The organism is Chelatococcus albus (assembly GCF_030067675.1).
Taxonomy (GTDB): Bacteria; Pseudomonadota; Alphaproteobacteria; order Rhizobiales; family Beijerinckiaceae; genus Chelatococcus_A; species Chelatococcus_A albus.
Window position 1 is genome coordinate 197,098 of record NZ_JASJEV010000002.1, and the last position, 14,012, is coordinate 211,109.

At 69.7% G+C, this 14,012-nt stretch carries 13 protein-coding genes; 6 read left to right on the forward strand and 7 right to left on the reverse strand.

Annotation, left to right across the window (positions count from 1 at the left end):
* Positions 1-6: 6 nt before the first annotated feature.
* Positions 7-516, reverse strand: a complete 510-nt coding sequence (locus tag QNA08_RS04530; RefSeq protein ID WP_283739492.1) for a MarR family winged helix-turn-helix transcriptional regulator — start codon at positions 514-516, stop codon at positions 7-9.
* Between the two features lie 2 nt (positions 517-518).
* The gene (locus QNA08_RS04535) at positions 519-1,277 is read right to left on the reverse strand and encodes an SDR family NAD(P)-dependent oxidoreductase (RefSeq protein ID WP_283739493.1); all 759 of its coding nucleotides are present in this window, start codon (positions 1,275-1,277) and stop codon (positions 519-521) included.
* A gap of 202 nt (positions 1,278-1,479) precedes the next feature.
* Here QNA08_RS04535 and QNA08_RS04540 point away from each other — a divergent pair, with 202 nt between their 5' ends.
* The gene (locus tag QNA08_RS04540; protein ID WP_283739494.1) at positions 1,480-3,831 is read left to right on the forward strand and encodes a bifunctional salicylyl-CoA 5-hydroxylase/oxidoreductase; all 2,352 of its coding nucleotides are present in this window, start codon (positions 1,480-1,482) and stop codon (positions 3,829-3,831) included.
* Between the two features lie 195 nt (positions 3,832-4,026).
* Positions 4,027-4,299, forward strand: a complete 273-nt coding sequence (locus QNA08_RS04545) for a DUF2798 domain-containing protein (RefSeq protein ID WP_283739495.1) — start codon at positions 4,027-4,029, stop codon at positions 4,297-4,299.
* 22 nt (positions 4,300-4,321) lie between these two features.
* On the opposite strand, the gene QNA08_RS04550 is transcribed toward QNA08_RS04545, so the two are convergent.
* The 5 genes from QNA08_RS04550 to QNA08_RS04570 all read right to left on the reverse strand — a co-directional run bounded on the left by QNA08_RS04550 (position 4,322) and on the right by QNA08_RS04570 (position 8,726).
* Complete coding sequence (locus QNA08_RS04550; protein WP_283739496.1) at positions 4,322-5,020, reverse strand: ABC transporter ATP-binding protein; 699 nt, start codon at positions 5,018-5,020, stop codon at positions 4,322-4,324.
* Positions 5,020-5,772: an ABC transporter ATP-binding protein gene (locus tag QNA08_RS04555; protein ID WP_283739497.1), complete on the reverse strand. Its 753-nt coding sequence runs from the start codon at positions 5,770-5,772 to the stop codon at positions 5,020-5,022. The genes QNA08_RS04550 and QNA08_RS04555 overlap by 1 nt, the downstream gene beginning before the upstream one ends.
* Complete coding sequence (locus tag QNA08_RS04560; RefSeq protein ID WP_283739498.1) at positions 5,765-6,754, reverse strand: branched-chain amino acid ABC transporter permease; 990 nt, start codon at positions 6,752-6,754, stop codon at positions 5,765-5,767. Before QNA08_RS04560 ends, QNA08_RS04555 begins: the two co-directional genes overlap by 8 nt.
* On the reverse strand, positions 6,751-7,677 hold the full coding sequence (locus QNA08_RS04565; protein ID WP_283739499.1) for a branched-chain amino acid ABC transporter permease: 927 nt from the start codon (positions 7,675-7,677) through the stop codon (positions 6,751-6,753). Before QNA08_RS04565 ends, QNA08_RS04560 begins: the two co-directional genes overlap by 4 nt.
* Before the next feature lie 278 nt (positions 7,678-7,955).
* Positions 7,956-8,726: an IclR family transcriptional regulator domain-containing protein gene (locus QNA08_RS04570; protein WP_283739500.1), complete on the reverse strand. Its 771-nt coding sequence runs from the start codon at positions 8,724-8,726 to the stop codon at positions 7,956-7,958.
* 195 nt (positions 8,727-8,921) lie between these two features.
* On the opposite strand from QNA08_RS04570, the gene QNA08_RS04575 reads away from it, so the two are divergent.
* The 4 genes from QNA08_RS04575 to corA all read left to right on the forward strand — a co-directional run bounded on the left by QNA08_RS04575 (position 8,922) and on the right by corA (position 13,816).
* Positions 8,922-10,097, forward strand: coding sequence for a patatin-like phospholipase family protein (locus QNA08_RS04575; RefSeq protein ID WP_283739501.1), 1,176 nt, complete (start codon positions 8,922-8,924; stop codon positions 10,095-10,097).
* 87 nt (positions 10,098-10,184) lie between these two features.
* Entirely contained in the window at positions 10,185-10,922 is a 738-nt protein-coding gene (locus QNA08_RS04580; protein ID WP_283739502.1) for an acetoacetate decarboxylase, read from the forward strand.
* Positions 10,923-11,000: 78 nt separating this feature from the next.
* Positions 11,001-12,782 carry a Rieske (2Fe-2S) protein gene (locus QNA08_RS04585; protein ID WP_283739503.1) on the forward strand — a complete coding sequence of 594 codons (1,782 nt, stop codon included), beginning with the start codon at positions 11,001-11,003 and terminating at the stop codon, positions 12,780-12,782.
* Between the two features lie 20 nt (positions 12,783-12,802).
* The gene (corA, locus tag QNA08_RS04590) at positions 12,803-13,816 is read left to right on the forward strand and encodes a magnesium/cobalt transporter CorA (RefSeq protein WP_283739703.1); all 1,014 of its coding nucleotides are present in this window, start codon (positions 12,803-12,805) and stop codon (positions 13,814-13,816) included.
* The last annotated feature ends 196 nt before the right edge of the window (positions 13,817-14,012 follow it).

A 14,012-nucleotide genomic window follows, 5' to 3' on the forward strand; every position in this document is an offset into this window, starting at 1 on the left:
CTCCGGTCAGACGGTGTCGCCCTTCGCCCGCCGCACCGAGGCCTTCGCCCGGCCGAGCAGGGTCATGAGGCGCTCGATCTCGCCCTCATCGAGATCGGCGAAGAAGCTGGCAATCCACTCCTGGTGCTCGGCAGCCATGCGGGCGAAGTCGCGGCGGCCGAGCGCGGTCAGGCGGATCACCTGCGAGCGGCGGTCCTTCGGGGACTGATGACGTTCGAGATGGCCGGAGGCGACCAGCGTCTCGACGAGGCCGGTGACATTGCCGTTCGATACCATCATGCGGCGCGACACCTCGGAGAGGGTCATGCCCTCCTCGGCCCGCTCGAGCTGGGCCATGAGATCGAAGCGCGGCAGCGTCACGTCGAAACGCTCGCGCAGGCGCCGGCGGATCTCGGCCTCGATCAGGTTCGAGAGCGTGAGCAGGCGCAGCCACAGGCGCAGCTCCGCCTTGTGGCCGTTCTCGGCCTCGTGGGCCATGGTCTCGGCGTCCAGGGGCAGGGCGGGAGCATCGTCCATGGTCAAGTCTCCCCGCCGTCGACGGCGATGGCCTGGCCGGTGACGGCGGCGGCGTTGTCCCCGCAGAGCCACAGGGCGGCGGCCGCCACCTCCTCCGGGCGCACGAGGCGCCCCTGCGGATTCCCGGCGACGTAGTTCGCCACCACCTCCGCCTCGCCGCGGCCGGTCCTGGCGGCGACCTTGGCGACGCTCGTGCGCACAAGATCGGTGTCGGTGAAGCCGGGGCAGAGCGCGTTGACGGTGACGCCCGTCTTCGCCGCCTCGACGGCGAGCGCGCGCGTGAAGCCGACGAGGGCGTGCTTGGCCGCGGCATAGGCCGTGCAATAGGCGTAGCCCTTGAGGCCGGCGGTGGAAGCGATGTTGACGATGCGGCCGAAGCCGCGCTCGCGCATGGCGGGCAGGACGAGGCGCGTCGTTTCCACGGCGCTCGTCAGGTTGAGCGCGAGCATGCGCGCGAAGAGCGCGGCGTCGGACCTGTCGAAGGGGGCGGTCTCGGCACCGCCGGCGTTGTTGACCAGGATGTCGACGGGGCCACCGATATCCGCAAGCGCCGCCACGCTCTCGGCGAGCATGGCGGCATCCGTCACGTCCGCCACCTCGTAGCGGACGGCGAAGCCGAGCGCGACGGCGTTGCGCAGCGTCTCTTCCGTGCGACCAAGGATGGAAACCTCGGCGCCCGCCGCCGTCAGCGCCGCGGCGATGGCCGCACCGATGCCGCGCCCGCCTCCCGTCACCAGCGCATGACGTCCGGACAGCGACATGGAATCCACGCTCCACCCGTTCGATTGCCGCTCGGAAGGTCGGCGGCAGGGCGCCGCGGCCGTTGCGGCGCGGCGCCCTGCCCGGACGTTCCCTCGATCCCTCGACCATTCGAGCTTCTGACGGCTCTTGCGGGTCGATATTTTAAGCTTAAAATATCTCATGGCGGGGAGAACGCAAGCCCCGATTTCAGGGAGGGCGCTCATGAACATCGTGATCGTCGGCGGCGGGCCGGCCGGGCTCTATTTCGCGATCCTGATGAAGCGGGCCTTTCCCGGCCATGCCATCACCGTCTACGAGCGCAACCGCCCGGACGACACCTTCGGCTTCGGCGTGGTCTTCTCCGACCAGACGCTCGACAATTTCGAGCGCTACGACCGTGACAGCTACACGGCGATCACCGACCATTTCGCCTATTGGGACGACATCGAGATCCACTTCAAGGGCACGGTGCACCGGGTCAGCGGCAACGGCTTCTGCGGCTGCTCGCGCACCACGCTCCTGCAGCTCCTGCACGAGCGGGCACGCTCCCTCGGCGTCGAGCTCGTCTTCGGGCGCGAGATCGTGGACGTCGCCGCGCTCGGGGGCGCCGATCTCATCGTCGCTGCCGACGGCATCAACAGCCGCATCCGAGACACCTTCGCGGATCATTTCCGGCCGCAGGTCGACCTGAGGCCCAACAAGTTCTCCTGGATGGGTTCGACCCGGCCCCTCGACGCCTTCAACTTCTTCTTCCGCGAGACGGAGGCGGGCATCTTCATCGCCCACTGCTACCAGTACGAGCCCGGGCGCTCGACATGGGTGCTGGAGACCGATCCCGGTACCTTCGACCGCGCCGGTCTCGGCACCATGGGCGAGGAGGAGTCGGCCCGCTTTCTCGAAGGCGTCTTCGCCGAGGAGCTGCAAGGCCACCGCCTCGTCACCAACCGCTCGATCTGGCGCAATTTCCCGATGATCCGCTGCGAGCGCTGGGTGAAGGGCAACATCGTCCTCCTCGGTGACGCCAAGGCCACTGCCCATTTCTCCATCGGCTCGGGCACCAAGCTCGCCATGGAGGACGCCATTGCCCTGTTCGAGGCCTTCCGCGCCCATCCGACGAGCGTGGCGCAAGCGCTTGCGGCCTTCGAGACCGGGCGGCGCGAGGAAGTGGAGAAGACGCAGCACGCGGCCGACGTGTCGCTCGTGTGGTTCGAGCATCTCGACCGCTTCTGGCACATGGAGCCGACGCAGTTCGCCTTCGGCCTGATGACGCGCTCGAAGGCGATCACCTACGACAATCTCGCGCTCCGTGCGCCGCAGTTCGTCGGGAAGGTCGACCGCATGGTCGCCGGCCAGGCGCGGTGCCTCGGGCTGCCCGTTGACATCGCCCGGCCGCGCCCGCCCATGTTCCAGCCCTTCAAGCTGCGCGACATGGTGATGGACAACCGGGTCGTCGTCTCGCCCATGTGCCAGTACTCGGCCGAGGACGGCGTGCCCAACGACTGGCACCTCGTGCATCTCGGCAGCCGCGCCGTGGGCGGGGCGGGGCTCATCTTCACCGAGATGACGGACGTGTCGGAGGAGGGGCTGATCACGCGCGGCTGCGCCGGGCTCTACAACGATGCCCAGGAGGCGGCGTGGAGGCGGATCGTCGACTACGTGCACGCCCATTCCCGCGCGAAGATCTGTCTGCAGCTCGGCCATGCGGGTCGCAAGGGTGGAACGAAGCTCATGTGGGAGGGCATCGACGAGCCGCTGGAGGACGGCGGATGGCCGATCCTGTCTGCGTCGCCCCTGCCCTATTTCCCCCACAGCCGGGTGCCGCGCGCCATGACGCGCGCCGACATGGACAAGGTGCGCGACGACTTCGTCGCCGCGACGCAGCGTGGCCTGCGGGCAGGCTTCGACATGGTCGAGCTGCACTGCGCCCATGGCTACCTGCTCGCGAGCTTCATCTCGCCGCTGACGAACATCCGCGACGACGCGTACGGCGGCCCGCTCGCGAACCGTCTGCGCTTCCCGCTCGAGGTGTTCCGCGCCATGCGGGCGGCCTGGCCCGACCACAAGCCGATGTCGGTGCGCATCTCGGCGACCGACTGGAAGGAGGGCGGCCTCTCGGGCGAGGAATCGGTGGCCGTCGCGCGCGCCTTCGCCGAGGCGGGTGCCGACCTCATCGATGTCTCCACCGGCCAGACGGTGCACGATTCGGCGCCCGTCTACGGGCGCATGTTCCAGACGCCCTTCTCCGACCAGATCCGCAACGAGGCGGGTCTCGCCACCATGTGCGTCGGCAATATCACGACCGCCGATCAGGTGAACACGATCATCGCCGCCGGCCGCGCCGACCTCGTGGCCCTGGCGCGGCCGCATCTCGTCGATCCCTTCTTCACCATGCGCGCCGCCGCCTGGTATGGTGTCGCCGACGTCCACTGCCCGCCGCAGTATCTCGCCGGCAAGGAGCAGATCTTCCGCAATACCGTGCGCGACCGGCAGGAACTGACGGAACTGAAGCTGAAGGCGCGGCCGAAGACGCACCAGCGCGGGCCGCAGGCGCTCCTGAAGTCCGCCGCGGAGTAGCATGTGCGAACCGTCTTGCCGGCACGCGCCGGCTGCCGTAAGAGGCAGCTGCCGCGCCGCGATGCGCCGCCGTAAGCGTTTACGTGAGTCAACGCGTCTTTGGACCCGCGCCGAAAGGCTCGAGCCGTGGGTCCGCCGTTTCGGTCGACCCGGGGCGGCCGGCGCACGGCTCGCAACGCAGACGGACGATACCGAATGTCTTACCCGGATGAGGCGGCGCGCCCGCCGCGCCGCAAGCTTCCCGCCCGCTATAACGGCATCGTGATGCCGTTCGTCCTTTCCATCTTCATGACGTTCATCGTGTCGGGCATCTCCACCGCGAAGAGTGTCGGCCTCGTCGACGGCATCGTCTCTCGGTGGATGGGCGCCTGGGCCCTCTCCTGGCTCATCGCCTTCCCGACGCTGCTTCTCGTGTTGCCCCTCGTGCGCCGCATCGTGGCGGCGATCGTCCATCCGCCGGGGCGATGAGCGGCAGCCGATGGACCGTGCCTCACAGATGCAGGTAGCGGTCCTTGACGGAGGGCGCGGCGGCGAGTTCGGCCGTCGTGCCCTGCCAGACGATCTCACCCTTCTCCAGCACGATGTGCCGGTCAGCGAGGCGCATGAGGGCGTCGACGTTCTTGTCGATGACGAGGATCGCCTCGCCCTCACGCTTCAAGGTGGCGAGGCAGGCCCAGATCTCCTCGCGCACGAGCGGCGCGAGGCCCTCCGTCGCCTCGTCGAGGAGGAGGAGCTTCGGATTGGTCATCAGGGCCCGGCCGATGGCGAGCATCTGCTGCTCGCCGCCGGAGAGCTGCGAGCCGAGATTGCCCCGGCGTTCCTTCAGCCGGGGAAAGAGATCGTAGACGCGCGCGAGCGGCCAGCGGGCGGGGCCGAAGCGGCTCGCCGCGGTGGCGACGAGGTTTTCCTCCACCGTCAGCGTCGGAAAGACCTGCCGGCCTTCCGGCACGAGGCCGAGCCCCGCCTGCGCAATACGGAACGGCGGTGCGCCGTCGAGCCTCTGCCCGCCGAAGGTGACCGTCCCGCCCCAGGGCCTGACGAGGCCCATGAGGGCGCGCACGGTCGTCGTCTTGCCCATGCCGTTGCGGCCGATCAGCGTCACCACCTCCCCGGCGCCGATGTCGAAGGTCAGGCCGAAAAGGACCTGTGCCTCGCCATAGCCGGCGGTGAGTGCATCCACGCGCAGCATCAGGCCGCCTCCTCGCCGAGATAGGCCGCACGCACGGTCGGATCGGCCCGGACCGCATCGGGCGCCCCGGAGGCGACGATGCGGCCGTAGATGAGCACGGAGATGCGGTCGGCCAGCGAGAAGACGGCGTGCATGTCGTGCTCGACGAGAAGGATGGCGTAGCGGCCCTTCAGGCTGGCGAGCAGCGCGACGAGCTTCAGGCTCTCCTCGCGCCCCGTCCCCGCCATGGGCTCGTCGAGGAGAAGGAGCTTCGGCCGCATGGCCAGCGCGATGGCGAGTTCGAGCGCCCGCTTCTCACCGTGGGACAGGAGGCCGGCCGGCACATCCGCCCGCGCCGCGAGGGCCACCGTCTCGAGCGCCTCCAGCGCCTGGGCGTTCAGGGCCGCTTCCCGCGCGGCATTGCCGAAGAAGCGGAAGCTCGAGCCCGAGCGCGCCTGCACGGCGAGCGCCACGTTTTCCAGCGCCGAGAAGCCGGGCACGACGGAGGTGATCTGGAAGGAGCGGGCGAGGCCGAGGCGTGCGCGCTCGTGCATGGGCAGGGCGGTGATGTCGCGGCCGCAGAAGCCGATGCGCCCGGCGTCGCTCGCCAGGCTTCCTGCGATCTGGTGGATGAGCGTCGTCTTGCCGGCGCCGTTCGGGCCGATGAGGGCGTGCAACTCGCCCGGCGCCACGGTGAGCGACACGTCGTCGGACACGACGAGCGCGCCGAAGCGCTTGGAGACGCCGGAGAGACCGAGGATGGGCTCAGCCATGGCGCTTCCCTCCCGCGAGAAGGCCCGTCAGCCCGCCGCGCACGAAGAGCACGACGAGCACGAGCAGGGGCCCGAAGACCACCTTCCAGTGCTCCATCAGGTGCGACAGCGTCTCCTCCAGCATGAGGAAGGCGACAGCCCCGAGGATGGCGCCGACGAGCGAGCCCATGCCGCCGAGGATGACCATGACGATGAGCTCGCCCGATCGCTGCCAGGCCATGTAGGCGGGGCTCACGAATTCCGTCTGGTTGGCGAGGAGGAAGCCGGAGAGGCCAGCGATCATGCCGGCAATCACATAGGCGACGAGGCGGATGCGCTCGACGTCGTAGCCGACGGCCGCCATGCGCACGGGGTTCTCCCGGATGGCGCGCAGCGCCCGGCCGAAGCGCGCGGCGACCACGGCGCGGCAGAGGAGATAGGAGCCGGCAAGGCAGGCGAGGACGACGTAGTAGAAGGTGAGGTCGTTCTTGAGCAGCTTCAGCCCGAGGAGGGTGGAGCGCGAGGCCATGGTCAGCCCGTCGGAGCCGCCATATTCGGAGAGCGAATTGGCGACGAAATAGGCCATCTGCCCGAAGGCCAGCGTGATCATGATAAAGGCCACGCCCTTCGTGCGGATGGAGACATAGCCGGTCACGAGGGCGAAAAGGCCGCTCGCCGCGATCGCGGCGCCCGCCCCGAGGAGGGCGTCGTCGACGCCCTCGGCCATGAGGATGCCGGCGGCATAGGCGCCGATCCCGAGGTAGGCGGCGTGGCCGAAGCTCACCATGGCGCCGTAACCCAGGATGAGGTCGAGCGAGATCGCCGCGATGGCAAAGATCATCACGCGGGCGCCGAGCGACAGGACGTAGCTCGTCGCCCCGAATGCAGCCGCGGCCGGCAGGAGCGCGAGCGCCGCGAAGACGACGAGCGGGACGGCGAGGGCGCGCGGGTCGAGCGGCCGCCGGAGGGGCGTGCGCACGGCTTGTGCGATATCGGCGCTCATGCCTTGCCTCCTGCCGGAAAGAGGCCCGCAGGCCGGAAGAACAGGACGCCCGCCATCAGGATGTAGATGAGCATCGAGGCGAGTGCCGGGCCGACGTTGGTGGCCGCCGAGGGCGAGACGAGAAGCTTCATGACGTCGGTGGCGAAGGAGCGGCCGAGCGTGTCGACGAGGCCGACGAGAAGGGCGGCGAGAAAGGCGCCGCGGATCGAGCCGATGCCGCCGATGACGATGACGACGAAGGCGAGGATGAGCAGGGTGTCGCCCATGCCCGGTTCCACCGACAGGATGGGCGCGGCCATGACGCCGGCGAAGCCCGCGAGCATGGCGCCGAAGCCGAAGACGACCATGAACAGGCGGCGGATGTCGACTCCGAGCGCCGACACCATGGGCGCGTTGGTGGCGCCGGCGCGCACCAGCATGCCGACGCGCGTGCCGTTGACGAGCCACGCGAGGAGGCCGGCGACGCCGAGCCCCGCGGCGATGATCGCGAGCCGGTAGACAGGGTAGAAGAGGCCGTCCATGAGCCGGAGCGAGCCCGACAGGACGTCCGGGATCGGCACGTTGAGGGGCGCCGCGCCCCAGATGATCTTCACCGCCTCGTTGATGAAGAGGATGACGCCGAAGGTGGCGAGGACCTGGTCGAGGTGGTCGCGGTCGTAGAGATGGCGGAAGACGAGAACCTCGAGGAGGAGGCCGAGCAGGAGCGCGGTCGGCAGGGCCAGCAGGACGGCGGCGGCGAAGCTGCCGGTGAGGCCGAAGAAGGCCACGGCAAGATAAGCGCCGAGCATGTACTGCACGCCGTGGGCGAGATTGATGAAGTCCATCACGCCGAACACGAGGGTGAGCCCCGCGGCGACGAGGAAGAGCAGGATCCCGAGCTGCAGCCCGTTGAGGATCTGGACGATGAAGAGGGTGGTCGACATGGCACGGGGTCTCGGCCGGATCAGGGCTCGTCCGCCGCGTTCACGGCGTTGCGGGCGGCCTGCGTCCGCCGTGCAGGGTCGACCGATCGTGCGCCCGCCGCAAGCGCGGCGGCACATGCCGTGCCGGCAACATGGCCATTTCGTCCCCTCCGGAGGCTTGCTGCCCCTCGTTGATGGTGCCCGCGGTGGCGGGCGGGGTATATTTTAAGTTTAAAACATCATGCTTGTGAAGCCGGGCCGTCATCCGTTTCGCGCAGGCGACCCGGCATCCGCACCGCTCATCGCTCGATCAGCGGGCGTAAGGTCTCCTGCGTCTGCCGCAGCTTCGGCAGGAAGCGCGCCTCGAGATCGGCGGCGGAGAGGCGTGCCGACTGGGCGCTGACATTGAGTGCGGCGACTGTGACGCCGGCGCCGTTGACGACCGGGACTGCGATGGAGACGAGGCCGAGCTCGAGCTCCTGATCGTTGATGCAGAAGCCCTGCTCGCGCACCCTGCCGATCTCCTCCATCAGCTCCTCGAGCCCGGTCCTGGTGCGTGCTGTCAGGCGCCGCCGGTCGCTCGCCTTCAGCCGCGCCTCGGCCTCCTCCGCCGGCAGGGCCGCGAGGAGCACGCGGCCCATGGAGGTGCAATAGGCCGGCAGGCGCGTGCCGACGCTGAGACCGACCGACATGATGCGCCGCGTGGCCGAGCGCGCGATATAGACGATGTCGGTGCCGTCGAGGATCGAGGCCGAGCAGGACTCGTGCAGCTCCTCGCTCAGCCGTTCCAGAAAGGGCTGGATGAGCTGCGGCAGGGCCGTGGAGGACAGATAGGCGTAGCCCAGACGCAGGACGCGCGGCGTCAACGTGAAGAACTTGCCATCGAAGGCGGCGTAGCCAAGCTTCTGCAACGTGATGAGGCAGCGGCGCGCGGCAGCGCGCGAGAGGCCCGTCTGCGCCGCGACCTCCGAGATCGACAGGCGCTCGTGATCGCCGTCGAAACACTCGATGACGGCGAGCCCTTTGCCGAGCCCGCCCATGAAATCGCGGTCGCCGTCCGTCTTGGTCATCGCGGGCCCTTGCGCGGGGTCGGGAAAGCCGACCCATGGAACAGAGGAGCGCAAGTCGTGCGCTATTCGCACGATCGGCGTCAAGCTCTGTTCATACCGGGGCTCGGCGTGACGGGCCGCCCGTATGTCGTTACCATGGCGGGCGCTGGCGATCGCCACCGCAACTCAGCCGGTTTCCCGCAAGGAGGGCAGCCGATGGCCCCGCCTCGTCTCGCCAAAACGCATCGCAGCCGTCCGCGCCCTCCCTTCGACTGCATCGCCCTTCTGCTGCAGGGCGGGGGCGCGCTCGGCGCCTACCAGGCGGGGGTCTACGAGGCCCTGGCGGAGGCCGATCTTCATCCCGACTGGATCGCCGGCATCTCCATCGGCGCCATCAACGCGGCGCTGATTGCGGGCAACGCGCCCCGGGAGCGGGTGGACAAGCTGCGCCGCTTCTGGGAGGGCATCACGGCGCGGCCGGTGCCGCTGCCGCCCGTGGACCTCTATCCCGGCGCGATGCGCGGCGATGCGGCCCGCAGCTTCCTCAACCAGATGAGCGCGGCCCGCGCCCTCTTCGAGGGCGTGCCCGGATTCTTCGCGCCGCGCCTGCCGGGGCCCTGGTTCGAGCCGCCCGGCTCGCCGGCGGCGACGAGCTTCTACGACACCCGCTCCCTGCGCAGCACGCTGGAGGCGCTCGTCGACTTCGACCGCATCAACCGCGACGAGACGCGGCTCTCCGTCGGGGCGGTCAATGTGCGCAGCGGCAACTTCACCTATTTCGACACCGAGACGCACGAGATCGCGCCCGAGCACATCATGGCGAGCGGGGCCCTGCCGCCCGGCTTCCCGGCCGTCGAGATCGACGGCGAGCACTATTGGGACGGAGGCCTGCTCTCCAACACACCGCTGCAATGGGTGGTGCAAGCGAGCGGCACCCGGCAGGACACGCTCGCCTTTCAGGTCGACCTGTGGAGCGCGGTCGGTGACTTTCCGCGGGACCTGGGCGAGGTGGCGGTGCGGCAGAAGGAGATCCAGTTCTCGAGCCGCACGCGGGCGAACACGGACCAGTTCAAGCGGCTGCAAAGGCTGCGCGCGGCGCTCGCCGAGCTCCTCGGGAAGCTGCCGCCCGACCTCGCGGCGAGCGAGGAGGCCGAAATCCTGCGTCCGGCGGCCGACCGCAAGGTCTACAACGTCGTCCATCTCATCTACCGCTCGAAGAACTACGAGGGCCACTCGAAGGACTACGAGTTCTCGCGGCGCAGCATGGAGGAGCACTGGCGCGCCGGCTACCACGACGCCGTGCGCACCCTGCGCCATCCCGAGATCCTCGACCGGCCGCGCACGCTCGACGGCGTCGCCACCTTCGACCTCACCCGGGACGCCAGGGACTGAGGAGAGGCGGGCCGTCCGAAAGGCCCGCTCGCTCTTCCCGTGCCCCGCATCTCGCACCACGCCATCGCCATGAGGAGATCGCCCGCCATGAGGCAAGAGGACGTGCGCAAGAGAGCCTTCGCCATGCCGCTCACGAGCCCCGCCTATCCGCCGGGGCCGTATCGCTTCGTCGACCGGGAATATCTCATCATCACCTACCGCACCGACCCGCAGAAGCTGAAGGCAGTGGTGCCCGAGCCGCTCGAAGTGGCGGAGCCGCTCGTCAAGTACGAGTTCATCCGCATGCCCGATTCCACCGGCTTCGGCGACTATACCGAGAGCGGGCAGGTGATCCCGGTGACCTTCAACGGGCGCGCCGGCGGCTACACTCACTGCATGTTCCTCAACGACCATCCGCCCATCGCCGGCGGGCGCGAACTGTGGGGCTTTCCCAAGAAGCTCGCCGCCCCGAGCCTCAGGGCGGAGATCGACACGCTCGTCGGCACGCTCGACTACGGCCCTGTGCGCGTCGCCACGGGGACCATGGGCTACAAGCACCTGACCGCCGACGCCGAGGCCGTGAAGGCCTCGCTCGCCGCGCCGAACTTCCTGCTGAAGATCATCCCGCACGTCGACGGCAGCCCGCGCATCTGCGAGATCGTGGAATATTACCTCGAGGACATCGTGCTCAAGGGCGCCTGGACCGGGCCGGCCTCCCTGTCGCTGAGCCCCCACGCGCTCGCGCCCGTGGCGGACCTGCCCGTCCTCGACGTGGTCTCGGCGCTCCACATCAGGGCGGACCTGACGCTCGGCCTCGGCAGGGTGGTGCACGACTATCTCGCCTGAGGCGGGCGCTGCCGACGCCAGGAGCGCGTGGTGCTATGATTGCGCCGGGTGCCGCGCCGCCGCTGGAGGGAGCCGCCCATGGAACGGTCCGCGTCGGGCTATGTCTATGCCGGTACGCTTGCCGACCTCGAGGCGAAGGGCCGGCTCGTCGTGCGCGGCCCGCATCCGCCGATCCTCGTCATGCGGGACAAGGGCGCTGTCTTCGCCCTCGACAACCGCTGCCCGCACATGGGCTTTCCGCTCGACCGCGGCAGCGTTGAAGACGGCATCCTCACCTGCCACTGGCACCATGCGCGCTTCGACCTCGCCAGCGGCTGCACCTTCGATCCGTGGGCGGACGACGTGCCGATCTGCCCGGTGGAACTGCGCGACGGCGAGATCTGGGTGAAGCCTGTCTTCGGCCATGCGGACCCGGCGGGGCACTGGCGCCGCCGCCTCGACGACGGGCTCGCCCACAACCTCGGTCTCGTCATCGCCAAGGCCGTCATCGGGGCGCTCGCCGCCGGCATTGCGTCGCGCGACGTCGTGCGGCAGGCGGCGCTCTTCGGCGCCAGGAACCGCGACGGCTGGGGCATCGGCCTGACGATCCTCACCGCCCTCGGCAACCTCCTGCCCGTGCTGTCCGATGGGGAGGTGGCGCTCGCCCTGTTCCACGGGGCGCGCCGGGTCGCCGCCGATTGCGACGGGGAGGCGCCGCGGCGGGAGCGGGCGCCGCTCGCGAGCCGGCCCGAGCCCGCGGTCCTCAGGGGCTGGCTGCGCCGCTGGTCGACGGTTCGGCATCGCGAGGCGGCGGAGCGCACCGTGCTCACAGCGATCGCGGCGGGGGCGCCGGCGGCGGCGCTCGCCGAGCTTCTCTTCACGGCCGAGACCGACCGCGTCTTCGCCGACGGCGGGCATTCGCTCGACTTCGTCAACAAGGCCTTCGAATGCCTCGACCTGATCGGCTGGGAGCATGCCGCCGCGGTGCTTCCCACCGTGGTCGGCCAGATGGTGGCGGCGCGCGGCGCGGAGGAGGAGACGGCCTGGCGCCAGCCGGTCGATCTCGTGGCGCTGTGCCGTTCGGCGGCGGCCGAACTGCCGGGCCTGTTGGCGGCCGGCGCCGGGCGGGGCGCGTGGTCCGGCCACGCGGCGCTTGCCCATGCCATGCTCGGCGACGATGCGGCCGCGATCATGGAGGCGATCGGGGCGGCGGCGCGGGCAGGGGCCTCGCCCGAGGATCTCGGCCGTGCGCTCGCCTATGCCGCGGCGCTCAGGGTCGCCCGTTTCGGCACGGCGAACGAGCATGCCGATTGGGAGACGACCCATCACGTCTTCACCTACGCCAATGCCGTCCATCGGGCGCTCGCGCGCATCGCCACCGGCGGCACGCCGCGGGCCTGCGACGCGGCTGTCCGGGGCGTTCTGCACGGGGCGATGGCGCTCTATCTCGCGCGTTATCTCAACGTGCCGCCGGCGCGCCTGCCGGGCGAGGACGGCGACGGGCTCGACGACCTGCCGCGCGAGGCGGGGGAGATCCGCACGGCCCTCCTCGATGCCTTCGACCGGCAGCGGCAGGTCGATGCGGCGGGGCGCCTCGTCGCGCGCCATCTGACGCTCGGCTACCCGTCCGAGGCGCTGATCGGCACGCTCGCGCAAGCGCTCCTGCGCGAGGATGGGGGCTTCCACGCCTATCAGATGCTGGAAGCGGGTGTGCGCCAGTTCGGCGAATGGGGCGGCGGCCCCGAGGGCCGGCACATCCTGATCGCCGTCGCGCGCTATCTCGCCGCCCATGCGCCCACCGAGCGTGCCGCACTGCAGACGGCCGACATCGCCCGCCGGCTCATGCGCGGCGGCCAGGTCCACGAGGAGGCGGAGACGTGAGCCGCTCGCGGTTGCGCCCCATGGCCCGGGTTGCCGCATCCCCGGCCGCCGCGCCGTCACGCCGGCCGGGTGTGGTGGGTGCGAGCGCCTATGTCGGGGGGCGCCGCGTGGCCGACGTCGCCATCGAGGACGCAGGCGACTGGGTGCGCCGGCCGGGGCATGTCGTCTGGATCGGCCTGCACGAGCCGGACGCGGAGCTCCTGCGGCAGGTGCAGGTGCAGTTCGGCCTGCACGACCTCGCCATCGAGGATGCGGAGAAGGCTCATCAGCGCCCGAAGCTCGAGCAGTACGGCGACGCCCTTTTCGTCGTCGCGCGCACGGCGCAGATGGTCGAGGGGCGCATCGCCTTCGGCGAGACGCATCTCTTCGTGGGCCGGGGCTACGTGGTTTCGGTGCGCCACGGCGCCTCGGTGACCTATGCGACCGTGCGTGAGCGCTGCGAGGCCTGCCCGGCAATGCTGGCGCATGGGGAGGACTACATCCTCTACGCCATCCTCGATTTCATCGTCGACAACTACATGCCGGTCATCGAGGCGGTGCGGGCCGAGGCGGAGGCGATCGAGGACGGCGTGCTCGCGACGACCCTGAAGCAGAGCGACGTCGAGCGGCTCTACCAGCTTCGCCGCGATCTCCTGCGCCTGCGCAGCGCCGTCGGACCGCTCGTCGAAGTGTGCAGCCGCCTCGAACATGCGGATCTGCCGGCCATCGACGGGGAATTGCACCCGCTCTTTCGCGACGTGACGGACCACGTGCGCCGCGTGCAGGAGGAGATCGACGCCTTGCGCGAGATGCTCGCCTTCGCCTTCGAGGCGAGCCTCATGACGAGCCAGGCGCAACAGACGGAGATCGCGCGCAAGCTCGCCTCCTGGGCGGCGATTCTCGCCGTGCCGACGGCGGTCGCGGGCATCTACGGCATGAACTTCGAGGTCATGCCCGAGTTGCACTGGGCCTACGGCTATTTCATCGTTCTCGCCGTGCTCGCGGCCGCCTGCGGAATCCTCTACTGGCGCTTCCGCCGTGCCGGTTGGCTGTGACGCCCCCTGACGGCCGGCGGCGACGCGCATCATCATAGTAACGGCGCGTCTGTCATATGCACAATTCTGAGTGCGGGTTACTATGATACCTTCTCACGCGAGAAGATTGTTGGCTTCCTCTGGTCGTATACGGTCATACCGCTGCCGCAATGACGGTGCCCGATAGGATCACTGCTGGGCAGGGGAGAATGCTACC